The 17609-nt window shown below is 34.4% G+C and carries 10 protein-coding genes and 1 other RNA gene; 6 read left to right on the top strand and 5 right to left on the bottom strand.

Annotated features, from left to right (window positions below):
* Nucleotides 1-6525 (bottom strand): beta strand repeat-containing protein (locus ACVC43_RS01570; RefSeq protein ID WP_452222822.1); only part of this gene is annotated, 6525 nt, incomplete at its 3' end.
* 385 nt (nucleotides 6526-6910) lie between these two features.
* On the opposite strand from ACVC43_RS01570, the gene ACVC43_RS01565 reads away from it, so the two are divergent.
* From ACVC43_RS01565 to ACVC43_RS01550, 4 genes are all read left to right on the top strand, one after another.
* Nucleotides 6911-7420: a SixA phosphatase family protein gene (locus ACVC43_RS01565; RefSeq protein WP_452222821.1), complete on the top strand. Its 510-nt coding sequence runs from the start codon at nucleotides 6911-6913 to the stop codon at nucleotides 7418-7420.
* A gap of 40 nt (nucleotides 7421-7460) precedes the next feature.
* The gene (gene ppk1 / locus ACVC43_RS01560) at nucleotides 7461-9521 is read left to right on the top strand and encodes a polyphosphate kinase 1 (RefSeq protein WP_452222820.1); all 2061 of its coding nucleotides are present in this window, start codon (nucleotides 7461-7463) and stop codon (nucleotides 9519-9521) included.
* Entirely contained in the window at nucleotides 9521-10432 is a 912-nt protein-coding gene (locus ACVC43_RS01555; RefSeq protein WP_452222819.1) for a Ppx/GppA phosphatase family protein, read from the top strand. Before ppk1 ends, ACVC43_RS01555 begins: the two co-directional genes overlap by 1 nt.
* A 99-nt stretch (nucleotides 10433-10531) precedes the next feature.
* A complete protein-coding gene (locus ACVC43_RS01550; RefSeq protein ID WP_452222818.1) occupies nucleotides 10532-11065 on the top strand; it encodes a porin family protein in 534 nt (177 codons plus the stop codon).
* A 79-nt stretch (nucleotides 11066-11144) separates the two neighbouring features.
* Here ACVC43_RS01550 and miaE read toward each other — a convergent pair whose 3' ends face one another.
* From miaE to ACVC43_RS01535, 3 genes are all read right to left on the bottom strand, one after another.
* Nucleotides 11145-11726 carry a tRNA isopentenyl-2-thiomethyl-A-37 hydroxylase MiaE gene (gene miaE / locus ACVC43_RS01545; protein ID WP_452222817.1) on the bottom strand — a complete coding sequence of 194 codons (582 nt, stop codon included), beginning with the start codon at nucleotides 11724-11726 and terminating at the stop codon, nucleotides 11145-11147.
* A gap of 23 nt (nucleotides 11727-11749) precedes the next feature.
* Nucleotides 11750-12325, bottom strand: coding sequence for a hypothetical protein (locus ACVC43_RS01540; RefSeq protein WP_452222816.1), 576 nt, complete (start codon nucleotides 12323-12325; stop codon nucleotides 11750-11752).
* 92 nt (nucleotides 12326-12417) lie between these two features.
* Nucleotides 12418-14145: a DNA polymerase III subunit gamma/tau gene (locus ACVC43_RS01535; RefSeq protein ID WP_452222815.1), complete on the bottom strand. Its 1728-nt coding sequence runs from the start codon at nucleotides 14143-14145 to the stop codon at nucleotides 12418-12420.
* Between the two features lie 129 nt (nucleotides 14146-14274).
* Here ACVC43_RS01535 and ACVC43_RS01530 point away from each other — a divergent pair, with 129 nt between their 5' ends.
* Nucleotides 14275-16395, top strand: coding sequence for a hypothetical protein (locus ACVC43_RS01530; RefSeq protein WP_452222814.1), 2121 nt, complete (start codon nucleotides 14275-14277; stop codon nucleotides 16393-16395).
* Between the two features lie 319 nt (nucleotides 16396-16714).
* An RNA gene (gene rnpB / locus ACVC43_RS01525) (RNase P RNA component class A) lies at nucleotides 16715-17016 on the top strand.
* Between the two features lie 41 nt (nucleotides 17017-17057).
* On the opposite strand, the gene ACVC43_RS01520 is transcribed toward rnpB, so the two are convergent.
* Nucleotides 17058-17585 (bottom strand): RidA family protein, encoded by a 528-nt coding sequence (locus ACVC43_RS01520; protein ID WP_452222813.1) that lies wholly within the window; start codon nucleotides 17583-17585, stop codon nucleotides 17058-17060.
* Between the last annotated feature and the right edge of the window lie 24 nt (nucleotides 17586-17609).

Genomic DNA, 17609 nt, shown 5'->3' with positions numbered 1-17609 from the left:
GTTAAAGATTCCAGACTTGACAAGTGCAATAGTTGTATCACCTTGACATAAGGTAATCACCGTCGCATCGTCTGTTGTAGCAGTAGTACCAGACACATCGGTTACGGTAGCATCTGTTAATACATTCTGACCGTTAACGGTTGCTTGGTTGGTTACCTGTCCAGCATCAATATCGTCTTGCGTCACGGCATAGTCTGCAGTGTAGGTCCATGTTTCGGTAGGATCTAATTCGTTATCACCATCAGTATCACCAGAAACAAAAGCAATGGCAACGATTGGGTTAGGTGCTTCTAATAAAGGATCGGTAAGCACGATGTTATCAATAGACACATTACCAGTATTGGTTACAGTAAAGGTATAGGTAATCGTTTCATCAACATTAGTACAATTGTCCTGGTCTTCGTCGTTAAAGATTCCAGACTTGACAAGCGCGATTGTTGCATTGTTACACAATGTAATAACCGTAGAATCATCTGTTCCTGTGTTTGTTCCGGACGTATCAAATATAGATATATCATCAATTGTTGAAGCTGTTACAGTAGCTTGATTAGTCACTTGACCAGCATCGATATCAGCTTGCGTTACGGCATAGTCTGCTGTGTAAATCCACGTTTCGGTTGGATCTAATTCATTATCATTATCAGTATCACCAGTAGGTCCAGAGATTGCTACAACAGGATTAGGAGCTTCTAATAAAGGATCTGTTAAAACTACATTATCAATACTACTATTTCCACTATTTGTAATCGTAAATGTATATGTTATAGTTTCACCAACATCTGCACAATTATCTTGATCTTCATCATTAAAGATACCTGTTTTAACAAGATCAATACAAGAATTAACAATAGTAGCAGGTAGCGTAATGGTACAGCCATTGGCATCTGTTACAGTAACATTATAAGTGTTAGCGTTTAAACTTGTTGCAGTTGCAGTAGTTTGAGCTGCAGAATCATCCCAGAGGTAAGTGTAAGGTTCTGTTCCTCCAGTTACAGTTACAGTGGCAGATCCATTCGAACTTCCACAAATAACATTAGTTTGCGAAGTAATTGTTGCTTCTAAAGCATTGCTTGGTTCTGTAATAGTTACAGCTTGATTAATAGTACAACCATTAGCATCTAAAACAATAATCGTATAACTTCCTTCAGCAAGACCTGTAAAAGTTCCGTTTGTAGTATAGTTTACACCATTATCAATTGAATAAGAATATGGAGGAATACCACCAGCACCTTCAACAGTTACTTCTCCAGTAGCGTTTCCAAAACAATCCACATTAGTTTGAGATGTGATAGAAGATGACACATTTGTAGCTGGTTCTATAATCGTTGCAGAATCAGTAGTTGTACAACCATTGGCATCAGTAATTGTAACCGCATAGGTTCCAGCTACAACATTAATTAAGTCTTCAGTATTTGTACCGTTATCCCAAGAAAAAGAATAAGGAGCTGTTCCACCATTAACAGCTAAGTCCAAAGATCCTGTAGCGTCGCCTCTACATAAAATATTAGAGATAGCTATAGCAGAACTTAAAACGTTTGGCTCATTAATGGTTATAGTAGTGCTTGTAGTACATTGTGTTGTTGTATCCGTAACAGTTATCGTGTAATCACCTGCAGGTAAATTATTAACAGAAGTGGTTGTGTTTGGTATGTTATCCCAAGCATATGTAAAGTTTCCTGATCCACCAGTTACGGTTGCTGTTATACTACCATTACTTTCTCCAAAACAAACAGCAGGAGTAGAGGTTCCTGTAACTGAAAGGTTATTACATGTACCTGGATTCACTGTTACCGTTGTAGAATCTGTACATCCGTTGGCATCAGTTACGGTAACCGTATAAGAACCTGCACTTAATCCAGTAATTGTAGCCGTGTTTTCTCCATTAGGAGTCCAAGAATAGGTATAAGGTTCTACACCACCAGTTACAACGGCAGTTGCTGTACCATCACCTGTGTTAGGGCCTAATTCATCGGTAGTAGTTGCTGTAACGTCTAAAGCATTGCTTGGTTCAGTAATGGAAATGGTTTCTTCTACCGCTTGACAAACGGTGCCATCTATTGTTACACTAACTGAATATACTCCAGCAGTTAAATTGGCAAGAGTACTTGTGGTAACACCACTATCTGTTTGACCTGTAGACCAAGTAAAGGTAAAAGTCGCATTAGGATTCGCATTTGAATTTGCAGTTACGGTTCCAGCACCAGTGTTATCTCCTGTACATAGTACATCTGTAACATTGGTAATATTTATTTCGGCATCGCACGTATTGACACATTCAATAACGATGCTTTGAGTTAATTGACAACCGTTAGCATCTGTAACTGTAACACTATGTGTACCATTTGTTAATGAAGTTGCAGTCGCTGTAGTTTGATTTCCTGCTGAAGCACTCCATTGGTATGTGTAATTTGGTGTACCACCAGAAACTATTGCAGTAGCTTCACCATTAGAACATCCTTGGGCAGTTGTCGCATCAATTTTAGTGATGTTTAAACTTAATGGACTAACAGGCTCTGAAATTGTTGCGCCAATAGATGTTGTACAACCATTCGCATCTGTAACAGTTACATTATAGGCACCAGCGATTACATTAGATAAATCTTCGGTTGTTGTGTTGTTGGTATCATTCCAAACAAACGTGTAAGGGGTAGTGCCACCAGTTACTGTTATGTCTATACTTCCTGTAGCTTCACTATTACATAAAACATCTGTTACGGTTGTAATTGTTGCATTAAGCACTGGTTGTGTTACTGTTAAGACTTGAGTATGTTCGGTAGTTAAACCACACTCATCTGTAGCCACCCATGTTCTTGTTATTGTATAACTTCCTGTACAGATATCACCATCACTAACTTCGTTAAAAGTAACTGTTGCAGAACCACAGTTATCTGTAGCAGTTAACGTTTCTGCATCTGGAATGGAGTCGAAATCTACTGTTCCACTGGCAGGCAAAGCTTCAACAAAAGTTGGAGGCGTTATATCTTGAATTGTAATAGTTTGTGTTTGTGTTGTTGTATTACCACAATCGTCTGTTAAAGTCCAGGTTCTGGTAATAACAGATTCGTTTGGACAGCTACCAGCAGCAGTCGTGTCAGTATACGTGGCATCTAATGATGTATCACAATTATCTGCTTCTGTAGTTACATCACCAGTTAAGCTTAAATCTGTAGGATCTTCTTCGCAGTTAATAGTAATATCAACAGGAGAAGTAAATGTTGGCGCTATATTATCTGTAACTGTAATAATTTGTGTTTGTGTTGGTGCTGCATTCCCACAATCGTCAACTAAAGACCAAGTACGCGTGATTGTAAAATCGCCTTCACAACTACCAGCAACAATATTATCTGAGAAAGTTGCCTGTAATACAGTGTCACAATTATCGGCTTCATTTGTTACATCTCCAGTATTTGTAACTGCTGTATCGTAATTACATGAAGCATCAGAAAATATTTCGATATCTGCAGGCGCTGTAAATGTCGGTATTGTAGTATCTTGAACATTAATTGTAAGGTTTCTCGTCGCTGTATTACCACACTCGTCTGTAGCAATCCACTGTCTTAACAGTATATAATTATTAGAGCAGTTTCCATCTGTTCTTGTTTCACTAAAAATTACAGGTGCATTACCACATGCATCTGTAGCTGTTAAAGTTTCAGGCGGAAGTAAATCTGAACACTCTACTGTAATTTCTTCATCAATAACATAAGCATTAGTGTAGTTACCAATACATGCAAATTCAACGCTATGTTGTCTTCCGCTACCTGATACATTATTTTGTCTTGCAACAACACCTAATCTAAATCTAAAACTCGTGGCATTTGTATTTTGAGTTGTAATGTTTACCTGAGGGTTTGAATTTGTAACTCCAGTATATTCTACAGTTCCAGCAGTTGCAACTAACCAAGGGTTTTCAGAAGTTATGGTTAATTCGGTTGGATCATTAACAGTATAATTGGTATTAATGTCTGTCCAATTTTGTTCTCCGTAGTTAGTGTTTCCATCAATATCATTAAAATTCGCATAAAATTCTGGTAAAGAAGAAGGTGTATTGGTACCAGCACTAACAAAATCAAATTTATACTCTGTATATGCTCTATCTCCAGTATTGGTTAAAGAAAATGCTGTTCGTGGTCTAAACGAATTAACACCAATGGAATTATCATCGAGAATAGGTATAGTTGTATTAACTGTTGCTACAATGGTAAGAAGTGCATCAACTCCAGGAGCAATATCAGTAAAACGAAAAACTTCACCTTGTAAAAAGGTTGAAGCATTACCATCTCCAGATTCTTCAATGTAATTTGAAAATATTAGTTCTGGAACATTCACACAACTTGCCTGATTGTTAGATACACCTGTAGGAAAGCCAACAAATTGTGGCGGAATATTATCTACAATAATAAAAGAAGCTGTCGTTGAACTTGTATTGCCGGACTCATCCATTGCTGTGAATGTAACAGTAGCAATACCTGTTGCTCCACATCCATCTGTAAATCCTGAGTAATTGTTTGTCCATGTAATGGTTCCTCCTGAGTTGTCGACCGCTACAGCGCCACCATTATTATTTAACCAATCGTTAAATTGAGTGGTATTTTCTGGACCACATTGCACTTCAAAATTAACAGCGACAGTATCGATTGTAGGGCCTTCTGTATCCTGAACCGTTATTGTTTGAGTAAAGGTTTGAATGGTGTTACCACAAGCATCTGTAAATGTCCAGGTGTTAGTGTATGTTCCATCTGAAGAATTTGATCCACTTGGAACAAAAGGACCAGCTGTTTTTATTGGAGTTAGCCCTGGACAAGTAGAAACAGGAGCTAAACTTTGAGCAGTATTTAATGCAGCGGTATCTCCCGACTGTACTATGGTGTCTAATGCACCAACATTAGTTACCCAATTAGCAGGAGCTGGAGGATTTAAAGTGATAGTGTTTGGTAAATTATTACCAATACCGCAAGCGTCTGTGCTATTCGAGCTCAAAGTTGTAAAACTGTTAAGATTTAGTTCTCCTGTGTAATTTGCTGTTAATTGAGACGTTAAACTGGAAAGGCAGCCATTTACCAGAAAATAACAAGCATCGTTAACCGTAGTATTATATGATAAATTTAAATTATCGCCAGAATCTAATAAACCATTTGGTACAGAAAATATTAATTCTCTTGTACCACTATTATAATTATAAGTAACTCCATTTGGTAATCCAGTTATAGGTTCAACAAGTTCAGATCCTATTGGAATATTTGCGGTTAAGGTTACGTTATTAGCATTATCGTTACCATTATTAGCTACTGTAGCTGTATAAGTTACATTTTGTGTTGTATTATTAGGAGTAATTGGTGTAGGAGCAGCATTAAATGTTATGTCTAAATCTGGCATGTAAACTTCAATAGAAAAACCTAACAAATATAATCCGTAAGTTTCCTGCGTTGAAATCAATCTTAAAGAAGCAGATGTCTGATTGTTTCCTAAAACAGATTTCCCTGGGTTATCTAATGGAAATAAGGCAGCATCAAATCCTAAGGTGTTTGTACTTGCTGGTGTTCTATCTGTAAAGTTTGATGCACCAGGTGCAACAGTTATTTTACTATTAAAGAAATTATCACCATCCCTGCTTGGTGTACTTAAATCGACATAGGTGTCTGTTACATCCTTAATTCTAAGTCTGTCACCATCAAGTACTCTATCGCCTTCAAGAGCGCCAATTAAAACATTAGCTTTAACTGCTCCATTAGGTACTGTTTGAAAGCCATCGAAATCGAAATCTAAACTACTTGTTGTATTTGCAATATGCACATAACCATCAGACAGCGTAATGTTTCTTAACTTCATGTCTGGACTGCTGTAAACAACAGCTATTTGCCAACCACCAGCAGTTCCGGTATTATTACCATCGTGCCCGATTAAAAAACCCTTTCTAGCCTCAACATTTGCCACTTGATACGTTCCAAACGGGCTAGAGAGGTTGTTTACACTTGCGGTAATATCTTTAAAACAGATATATGGATCGTTTATAAAGTGAGAAGTTTCATTACGACCTCTGTAAATAACTTCATCGGCAATTATGGTGGAATAGGTCGATTGTCCTGGAAGTTTAAGTTTTACATTATTGTAATTCCAATTTGGCTCATTTTCTGCTTCAACACCATTAACTATTCTACCTTTATCTGAAGCTGCCCAATACAAAAACACTTTTTCTATAGCAAGACATGAGACATCTGGCCGTGGATTAACTAAATTAGCGCTACTTGAGTTAAAGGTTGTATTATCGTTATCGATATCTACATAAACGTTGTCTGTAAAATTCTGGTTATCTCCATCTCCGTTGTAATCTGTATTTGCCGTTCTGGATAGCACATTATTGGCTATCATAGTCACTTCGCCAGTTACTGTTTGGTTATAACGCGGTGTGAACACTTTTTTTACCTGAGCATTAAGGCTCATCGAAAAAAACAAAAATGCAAATACAACTAAAAATGTTGATTTCCATTTTGTCACAAAATTAAAATAGGGTAGTTTAGTTTTCATTTTTTTGGGGTATTAACAAAAAAGTATTTGCATTTGGGGGCAAACCGAATGTTTTTATATAAAATTGTATAAAAAAATTATATCTTAGATTAAAATAAGTAAGTGGTACGTTTGTAGAGCACTCGACTCCACGCAAAAGAATAAAAATATTATTAAATAGTATTTTCATAACATAGTTAACTCTTTATAACTAATAAAGCTACTACAGTTTAAGGGAAGTTACATCCATTTTCATTGATGCTTGTAGGAATTAGTTTTTAGTTTGGGTTTTTTTAAAATTAATAGCTCTAACAAAAGAAATCCTATTTTCTATGTGTTACAAATAAATATGTTTAAGGACATAAATATTCGTTTAAAAGACGAAAATACATTAAACACCGACTAAATGCAAAATAATTCGATTAAAGGTTTTAAAACGCTATATTTAATTAGGCATGCTAAATCGTGTTGGAAAAACCAACTCCCTGATTTTGAGCGACCTATAAAAAAAAGAGGGATAGTAGATGCTAATTTAGTTTCTAACTATCTCAACAAGAGTGGTATAAAACCTGAAATAATATTGTGTAGTGCAGCACAACGAACAAAATTAACAGCCGAAATATTTATTAAAAACCTGAATTTAAACGATGTAAAAATAGAGTATTTAAGAGCTTTATATGATTTTTCAGGAGACAGTTTAACCGACGTGATCACATCATGTGACGATTCATTCGGTAGTGTCATGATTTTTGGACATAATTATGCTTTAACAAATTTTGTAAATCGGTTTGGCGATATTAACGTTGAAAACGTTACCACATCTGGCTTTGTAACCATAAAATTTGACATTGATAGCTGGAAAAATCTAAGTAGAGGAAGTACTGAGAAAATTGTATTTCCAAAACATTTAAAATAATGCAAACAATAGAATATATTTGTATTGAAATAAAATACAAATGATTAAAAAATCGGTTAAAAATTACACTTACATAAATAGAGAAATAAGCTGGTTGCAATTTAATGAAAGAGTTTTGCAAGAGGCTATGGATGAGAATGTTCCGCTTATTGAACGGTTACGTTTTTTAGGTATTTTTTCGAACAACCTTGACGAATTTTTTAAAGTGCGTTATGCTACAATTAAACGCATTGACGAAGCTGGAAAAGCAGGTAAAAATCAATTAGGAGGTATAACCGCTTCAGAATTACTTGAAATTATAACCAAAACAGTTATTAAACAACAATCTGCAAGTTTAAGTATATTAAGTAATATTCAGAATAAACTTAAAGAAGAGGATATTTTTATAATTAAAGAGACTCAAATTAACAGCAGTCAGAAAAAGTTTATTAAAAACTATTTTCTTCAGAAGGTTAGTCCAGCGTTAGTAACAATAATTTTAAACGATGAGATAGAGATTCCCAATCTAAAGGACAGTGCAGCTTATTTAGCGATTAATATGTCTTTAGAAAACAATGAAAACCAGTATGCTTTAATAGAAATATCTAAAAGCATGGACCGTTTTGTCGTGCTTCCAAAACAAGGTAATAAAAACTACATTATTTTGCTCGATGATCTTCTTCGGTTTTGTTTACACGACATTTTTAACATCTTCGATTATAAAAGTATTTCTGCTCACATGATTAAAATAACGCGTGACGCAGAGCTCGATCTTGAAAGCGATTTAAGTAAGAGTTTTATGGAGAAAATTAGCGATAGTGTTAAAGACAGACAAGATGGTGAACCAGTTCGTTTTGTTTTCGATAAAACCATAGATAAAGAAACTTTAACTTTCTTAATGAATAAAATGGGTATTGAGAGTTCCGATAGTATTATACCTGGCGGAAGATACCATAATAGAAGGGATTACATGAGCTTCCCGAGTTTAGGAAGAACAGATTTATTATATAATAAAATAGAACCACTACCTGTAAAAGGACTTAGTTTAGAAACAAGTATTTTTGAAGCCATTGCTAAAAAAGACTATTTACAATACACACCATATCACACCTTTGCATATACTGTAAAATTTTTACGAGAAGCCGCATTAGATCCTAAAGTAAAATCTATAAAAATTACTATTTACAGATTAGCACAAATTTCTCATGTGGCAAGTTCGCTTATTAATGCAGCCATTAATGGTAAAAAAGTTATCGTTTCTATGGAAATTCAGGCAAGGTTCGATGAGCAAGCGAACATAGAATATGCAGAGCAAATGCAGCGTGAAGGCATACAATTAATTTTTGGTGTGCAAGGTTTAAAAGTACACAGCAAAATGTGTTTAATAGAGCGCGAGGAAAATAATAAAATTATACGCTACGGATTTATAAGTACAGGAAATTTTAACGAGTCTACCGCTAAAATTTATACCGATTACACGCTATTTACCGCAGACCAGAAATTATTAAAGGATATAAATAAAGTTTTTAATTTCTTTTCTGTAAATTATAAGGTCTATCGCTTTAAGCACATTATAACCTCACCGCATTACACTAAAAATGCTTTTTTTAATTTAATCGATAACGAAATTAAAAACAAGAAAAATGGTAAGCCAGCTTATATTCGTTTAAAAATGAATAGTCTCTCAAGTTACCAAATGATAGATAAGCTTTACGAAGCCAGTAATGCAGGTGTTAAAATAGAAATGATAATTCGCGGAATATGCTGTCTTGTTCCTGGCGTTAAAGGCATGAGTGAAAATATAGAGGTGGTGAGCATTGTCGATAAATTTTTAGAGCATACCAGATTATTTGTTTTTTGCAATAATGATGCACCTAAAATTTATATTTCTTCGGCCGATTGGATGACTAGAAATATAGAAAACAGAGTAGAGGTAAGCTGTCCTATTTACGATAATGATATTAAGAACGAATTAATCCATACATTTAATATTAGTTGGAAAGATAACGTTAAGGCCAGAATATTAAATAAAAAACAAATTAATGTGTATAAGCGCAATGATAATGAGAAATTTAGGTCTCAATTTGAAGCTTATAACTATTATAAAAATAAACTAAATTAATGCTAACCATACTTAAATATGCCGCTATAGATATTGGGTCTAATGCTGTGAGATTACTTATCTCGAGTATTGTAGAAAGTGCAGATAAACCTTCGAGATTTAAAAAAATATCTCTTGTTAGAGTCCCAATTCGTTTAGGAGCAGATGTTTTTTTAAAACAAAATATTTCTGAAGAAAACACAAGTAGGATGTTAGATGCCATGCAGGCATTTAAATTGTTAATGAAAACCCATCGTGTGGATAAGTATAAGGCTTGTGCAACATCGGCAATGCGAGAAGCAAATAATGGTAAAGAGGTTGCCGATTTAATTTTAAAAACTACCGGAATTACCATTGATATTATTGATGGAGAAGAGGAAGCAACTATAATAGCAGCAACAGATTTAAATAATTTTATAGATAATAACAAAACCTATCTCTATGTAGATGTAGGAGGCGGTAGCACAGAGTTTAGCGTTATTTATAACGGAAACAAAACCACCTCAAGATCGTTTAAAATTGGTACCGTAAGATTATTAAACGATATCGTTAAAAAAGAAATGTGGAAAGAACTGGAAGAATGGGTTAAAACAGAAACAGAAAAGTATGAGAAAATAGACGTTATAGGGTCTGGAGGTAACATTAATAACATTTTTAAATCCTCTGGAAAAGCTGCTGGTAAACCGTTAACGTACTTTTACCTCACCTCATATTACGATATGTTACAAAGTTACTCTTACGAAGAGCGTATTACAGAATTAGATTTAAACCAAGATAGAGCAGATGTTATTATACCTGCAGCAAGAATTTACCTCTCTGCAATGAAATGGAGTGGAGCAAAACATATTTATGTTCCAAAGATTGGATTAGCAGACGGAATTATTAAAAGTATGTATAATGAAACCATTTTAAGTCATACAAAGTTAAAATGATACACTTTATCTTTTTATTGTTTCAATTATATTAAAAAAAATTATATTAGTACAACTTTAAAATTTAACTATAACTAAAAAACTATAAACCCAATTTTTATGAAAAAAATAGTACTTATCGCAGCGTTTGCAATGTTTTCATTATATGGCTTCTCTCAAAACGCATTGTATGGTGTTCGAGCAGGTTACAACATTTCTAACTTAGACTTTGAACCAGAAGTGCCAGGAGGTATCGAGAACATGCATAGAAACGGATTTGCAATTGGATTTTTTGGCGAGTATAGCTTGTCTTCAAGTATTTCTTTCGCTCCAGAAATTCAATTTTCTGCAGAAGGTGCTAAAGAAGAGTTTATACGTATAGACTACATACAAGTGCCATTATTTCTTAAATTTAAACTTACAGATAATATAGCTGTTGGTGTTGGACCGCAGGCAAGTTTAAAAGCACATGAATACCAGGATGGGTTACAAAACTTAGCGTTTTCCGGACTTGGTGGTATTGAATATATGATTTCAGATGAGTTCTTTTTAGATTTTAGATACTCATATGGTTTTACCAATATTTTTGATGATGAAACCACATTAGAAGCAAAAAACACCAACATGCAAATAGGATTTGGTGTAAAGTTTTAACCAAACCAACTATTACAAAACTAAAAAATCCAATACTTGAAGTATTGGATTTTTTTTATAAAAAAAGTTGTAGTAAAATTTATCCATGTATAGTTTCACTCTTGCTCAAACCCTTCATAATTTCTGCTTCAAAGTCCAAAAGTGCTTGCCATTTTTCATCAACTTCCTTTCTGTCTCCATATTGTCTGGCAAAGCCTAAAAACATGGTATAATGATTGGCTTCACTAACCATTAGTTTTCTGTAAAATTCTGCCAGCTCTTTATCTTCTAAAGCTTCGCTTAACAACCTAAAACGCTCACAACTTCGTGCTTCAATTAAAGCGGCATACAATAGTCTATGTACCAATTGTGTCGTTCTACTACCTCCTTTTGGAAAAAATTGAAGCAATTTTGATACATATTCATCTTTACGATCCCGACCTAAAACCCAACCATTTTTTAAAATTAAGTCGTGCACCATTTTAAAATGGCTAATTTCTTCCTTAACCAAAGCCACCATTTCCTGTACTAATTCTGTATACTCCGGAAAACTAACAATTAAAGAAATAGCAGTACTGGTAGCTTTTTGCTCGCAAAACGCATGGTCTGTTAAAATGTCTTCAATATTTTTTTCTACTATGTTTACCCAACGTGGATCTGTTGGTAGTTTAAGTCCTAACATTGTTTTATAAGTTTTACTATTTACTATTCGATATAGGTATTAAGTTTATCGCCACTTTCAATATCATACTCACCGTTGCTATTTACTAACAATTTATAAATCTGAGCGATTTGTAATTTAGGATTAAATAATATAATACTTAATTTTAGCTCTTCAGTGTTTATAGGCTGTATCTCATCGTAATTTAAATAAATTAATGAATTTTCAATAGTAGTGTCGCTAAGAGCATCGGTATTTTTAATTAAATTTGAAATGGACTTGTTTTCTAAAATTACCTGATCCTTAAAGCTAATTGTGAGCTCGGTATTAATAATTCTATAGCGTCTTGTTAACGTAATCCCATCATTGTTTTCTACTAATTCTATTTCTTTATCTGTAGTAGTGTATTCTTTAATTTTTAAATTAAAACCATTATCTAAAATAGTATCGGTCACTTTTTTAGTATGCTTTTCGGGAATATATCTGGTTTTTTGGGAAAAAGAATCTAACAATTTAGAGTCAGCTAATACTTCGGCATTTGTCTTTTGGGTTCTGTCCCGACCATCACAACTCACAAAAGCAACAGCGCAGATAATAAATAGGTAAAATAGTTTTTTCATTGTATGCATTTAAAAAACAAAGTTAAAGGTAATTTTTTAAACGGTTTTAATAGTAGTTCAATACTAATAAAAAGACTATTTAAGTTTTTATATTAAAGGTCTAAATCGAAGGTTTTGCGAAGCAATTCAATATTTGGATTTTTCTCTTTTAGCTTTTCGTATTTTTCTTCCGGCGTATATGCGAATTTTTTCTGCATCTCTTCATTTACTTCAATGGCTAAGCTAATGTCGTAATTTTGTAATGTCTTTCTTAAATACTGTAATAAATCGAAGGATTGCCTTTCAACTTCCACTTTATTGGTCGCATTTGGGAAAGTTAAATGTATAGTAGTGTCTTTAAGCGTAGGCTTATCTATTGAGAGTATGGCAGCAAGATTCATTTTGCCTTCGGCTTCAATTCTTGAAATGTATGTATTCCAGGTTTCGGTTAATTCGTCTTGTGTAAAAGGTTCTTTTGGTAGATTTTCTACATCAGGCACATGTACCTGTTGTTTTATCTCGTGTGCTTTTTTGGCGCGAATACTACTTAACGATAAACCCGATGTACGTTTGGTTGTAGTATTTAAAACAATTTTAGGCGTTTCGGCTTTGGTAACAACAACAGGTTTGGCTGCAGAGGCAGTAACGGTTTGTTGTTTTGTTACAGTAGTTGTTTTATTGTTATCTACAGGAGTTTCGGGTTTCTTTACAGGAATAGGCGTTATACCAACACGTTTAAAATAGGAAGGCGGAATTATGAACCGACTGTTATTTTTTTTTTCTCCATCATAAGTGATAGAGGCCAATTGCATTAAACAGAGTTCAACGAGCAGTCGTTGGTTTTTGCTGGATTTGTATTTTAAATCCGTTTCATTCGCTAACTCGATACCTTTTAAAAGAAAGTCCTGAGAGGCTTTTTTAGATTGCTCTAAGTATTTTGCTTTGGTTTTATCGCCAACCTCAAGCAATTCTATAGTAGCTGGATTTTTACAAACCAGTAAATCTCTAAAATGCGATGCTAAACCAGCCACGTAGTGGTGGCCATCGAAACCTTTAGACAATGTGTCGTTAAACTGAAGCAGTAATTCTGGTATTTTATTCTCTAAAATAAGGTCTGTACTAGTAAAATACGTTTCGTAATCCAGCACGTTTAAATTTTCGGTAACTGCTTGTCGAGTTAAGTCTTTACCCGAAAAACTAACCACACGATCGAAAATAGAAAGTGCATCTCGCATGGCACCATCTGCTTTTTGGGCGATAATATGTAAAGCATCATCATCTGCAGTAATGCCTTGCTCTTCGGCAATATATTTTAAATAGTTCTTGGCATCTTTTACCGTAATACGTTTAAAATCGAAAATCTGGCAACGCGATAAAATGGTTGGGATTATTTTATGTTTTTCGGTAGTTGCTAAAATAAAGATGCAATGTTTTGGTGGCTCTTCTAAAGTTTTTAAAAAGGCATTAAAAGCAGCTTGCGAGAGCATGTGCACCTCGTCTATAATATACACTTTGTATTTTCCCACTTGAGGTGGAATACGTACCTGATCGGTTAAACTTCTAATATCGTCAACCGAGTTGTTTGAGGCAGCATCCAGCTCAAAAATATTAAATGCAAAATCTTCGTCCTCAGACTCCGAGCCATCGCTATTAATCATTTTGGCAAGAATACGTGCGCAACTGGTTTTACCCACACCACGCGGTCCTGTAAAAAGTAAGGCTTGTGCTAAGTGGTTATTTTCAATAGCATTAAGGAGGGTGTTTGTAATAGCATCCTGTCCCACAACGTCTTTAAACGTTTGAGGTCTGTACTTTCTGGCTGATACTACAAAATGTTCCAAATTGAGACTGAATATTTGCTTTTATATTGATTAACAAAGTTAAAAATTAGAATTAGAATTTAGAATTCTGGACTTATAATTTAATAGGAGTTATTAACAAATATATAGAGCCATAAACCTTTTGCCTCTTTGGCTTTATCAGAAAATAATAAAACTATTTCTTTTATCAGATTATATTATAGGCTATTGGAAATACAATTATTAAATTTAAATCGAGTATTTATACTCTTGCAAATCAATAGATTAATTTGTTTTTTACCTGTAAACTATAATTTAATGGGTATTCACGCTGACAAATCACAGGAAAATAAAAGGCAATCGATTTCTTATAGCAAATATCAAATGCAGCGTGTTGATGAGGCAGCTTTTAAGTTTGTAGATAACCGCTCTAAAGCAATTAATAACCGAAAACTTCAAGAATTGTCCATTGATAGTCCAAAATCTTTGCAGTTAAGGGCTTATCAGAATAAGGCTAATGAACATTCTGCTAAAAAACAGCCTACCCAAGAGAAAGAAAATAATACAAGTTTATCTGATAACTTGAAAACAGGTTTCGAGTATCTGTCTGGTCAATCAATGAACGATGCAAAATTTCATCATAATTGCAATAGACCAGCTCAATTGCAAGTGCAGGCATATGCGCAAGGAACCGATACCCACTTAGGACGGAACGATAAGGTGAAAGTAAATGATGATGCTCATCTTGAGAGAGAGGTGGACATTATGGGTAAAAGTGCTTTGCAAATGAACTCTACTTTTTTCTCAGAAAATGCAAAAGAGAAAAGAAACACAATAACAGGTGGCATTGAGCCAATGCAGCCAAAATGGTTAGATTCTAAATCAGGAAATTTAAAATGGGATATACCTATTGCAGGAGTTAGATGGTATTATATAAAGAAGGATAAAAGAATGTTTTATCTTATAGAAAATGGAGAGGATAGATACAAAAGTCACAGTGGTGTAAGGCATGCCAAATCCCACGCCGAATGGGTACAATTATTCGGTTCTGACCCTTTAAAATATTTAGACGCTCTCGTAGTGTCTGAGGAAGAAGTATCATCTGATACTAATAGTGATTCCATAAAAGATACTGTAGAGGATGAAAAAGAATCTAAAAAAGTAAAGCTTAAAATGGCCCTTGAAGATAAAATAGGAGCTCTGAATGATATAATAAATAAAACTAAAGGTAATAACGGCTACGGACCAGCAGTGCGTGATAAACTAAAGAATGGAGATGTTTTAGGCTGGCTTTTAGATGTGTTAGAAGTAGCAGGGTGGGATAAGACTGATACACATAACGTATATGAATGTAGTACATTGATAATTAATGAAATAAATAATTTTATGGATAAGACTGTCACCCATACTAATAGTGAAGACCATATAAAGTTACCCGATGCGATAGAAGATGAATTTATAGCATTTGAAGATGCGGCACAAGAATTATTAAAAAAGGCCCCAGCATTCATTTTAGCCAAGGAAGAAATTGCCCAATTCACACTTAAACTAAAGAAACAATCTGGTATATTCTTAGCATCAGAGACTACTTCTGGTGCTATGGATCGATCAATTAAATACCTCGACACGTTAATGTCGATGAGGAGTAAATTGGAAAAGCTTAAAGATTTTGATTTTGAACAAATATTAAAGGAAGCACCGAAAAAAATATTAAAGAAATATATGTTAACTGCTTCATTTGATAATAATATTGAACCAAAACTGGCTCAAGGCATTGTGAACAAAATAAAGGACCATTATGGTGAATCTGAAGGATCTGGTCAATTGGAAGAGAATATAAAAGACGCGAAAAAGGCAATAGTCAGGGTTATCGAAAAGTTACTGGATAAACAAAGATCGTTCCCAATAGGTATAACGGGAGGTAGAAAAGGTGATACAGACTCTGGAGTTACAAAGCGAGAAAACAATAATAATGGGAATGGGGAAGAAATTAAGGACGTAAAAATGATTCTGATACATGTAGGTGAGATTATGGAAAAGCTGAATAAAAATGCAAAAAATTTGAATATATTAGTACCTGCCTTAGCAGAATACGGAACATTATTTCATGAGTTAAGCCATTCTATAAATCACCATAATAAATCAATCAAGGATGTTGACATCGGAGAAATGGACGGCGGGCACGCCAGTCCTAGTAAAGTATATAATATGGATAATACAAAAGGTTGGTTCTATGATCCAGATTTTATAGCGGCAATGATTCTAGCAGGACTTGATAAATTAGCTGATTAAGAAAATTTAGACATGACATGTTCTCAAGTTATTGAATCTAATGGACCATAAGTTGTTGGACGCCACAATTACATAAAGTATTGGCATGAAAAATAAATAAAGTTCAGGTAGATGATGTCAAGAGAAGATACCGTCTAAAATAAATTGATTTCTATGAATAAAATACCAATAAAAAATACTAAGCAAAGAGCAATAGAATTGGAAGTCTATAAGAAAAAAATGACGAGAATATGAGGGTTTAATCAAGCCATCAAACAAACCTTCAAAAACAAAACAACTATTCTTCCAATATCATAAATACTTTATCCTATTTTTGCAGTAAGTAAATCGCCTTATCGCTTTAAATTTATTTAAAGAGGAAAGTCTGGACACCGTAGTGCATTATAGTGGTTAACAGCCACCAGCCGTGAGGTTAGGAAAAGTGCAACAGAAAGTATGTACAGGTCATGCTGTAGTGAAACCAGGTAAACTCTATAAGGTGCAATGTCATGTAAACTAACGTTCGAGCGTGCACGCGCGAGTTAGAGGGTAGACAGCTAAAGTGTGTTGGTAACAACTCACGTAGATAAATGATAAGGGCTCGCAAGAGTACAGAATCCGGCTTATAGATTTACTTACATTAAACAAGCCCTTTACTTATTGTAGAGGGTTTTGTTTATATACTACTCTTGTTTGTGTGCTTCCATTTCAATTTCTATTAAAAACTCTGGTATCGCCAGCTCTTTTACGCCAAGCCATGAACCGGTTGAAAAATGTTTGGTATAAATGGTGCCTCTGTACGCTGCATTTTCAAGAAATAAAGGCATATTGGTGGTGAATATATTTTCGACTATAACATCGTCGAACGTGCAGCCATAGTGGTTTAAAATTTTCTCTAAATCTGCGTAGCAATTTTTCATTTGCGCACCTAAATCTCCTACAGCTGTTGGGTTACCTTCGTTATCCATACTCACTGCACCAGAAATTTTAATGTTGTTACCAATTTTTACCGCATGTGCATAACCATAGGCTTTTTCTACTTCTGGACGAAGTGAAAAATATTCAGGCTTTTCAGCCTTTATAATTATTTCTTTTTCTACTTCTTCATGCGTTTTTGTTTCTTCATTATTACAACTTAAAACTGTAAAATGTAAGGCTAAAAGTATTAGTAAAATAACAGGCGTTGGTGTTTTGGTTGATAGCTGTTTCATAATGATTTTGTTTTTGTTTAACAT

This window comes from Lacinutrix chionoecetis (assembly GCF_053604665.1).
Note: the sequence above shows the minus strand (reverse complement) of the source record. Positions and strands in the feature narration are given on the sequence as shown.

Bases quoted from the DNA above. Each gene is read 5' to 3' on its own strand.
- ACVC43_RS01565 (WP_452222821.1), top strand. From the start codon at position 6,911: ATGCAAAATAATTCGATTAAAGGTTTTAAAACGCTATATTTAATTAGG.
- ppk1 (WP_452222820.1), top strand. From the start codon at position 7,461: ATGATTAAAAAATCGGTTAAAAATTACACTTACATAAATAGAGAAATA.
- ACVC43_RS01555 (WP_452222819.1), top strand. From the start codon at position 9,521: ATGCTAACCATACTTAAATATGCCGCTATAGATATTGGGTCTAATGCT.
- ACVC43_RS01550 (WP_452222818.1), top strand. From the start codon at position 10,532: ATGAAAAAAATAGTACTTATCGCAGCGTTTGCAATGTTTTCATTATAT.
- miaE (WP_452222817.1), bottom strand. From the start codon at position 11,726: ATGTTAGGACTTAAACTACCAACAGATCCACGTTGGGTAAACATAGTA.
- ACVC43_RS01540 (WP_452222816.1), bottom strand. From the start codon at position 12,325: ATGAAAAAACTATTTTACCTATTTATTATCTGCGCTGTTGCTTTTGTG.
- ACVC43_RS01520 (WP_452222813.1), bottom strand. From the start codon at position 17,585: ATGAAACAGCTATCAACCAAAACACCAACGCCTGTTATTTTACTAATA.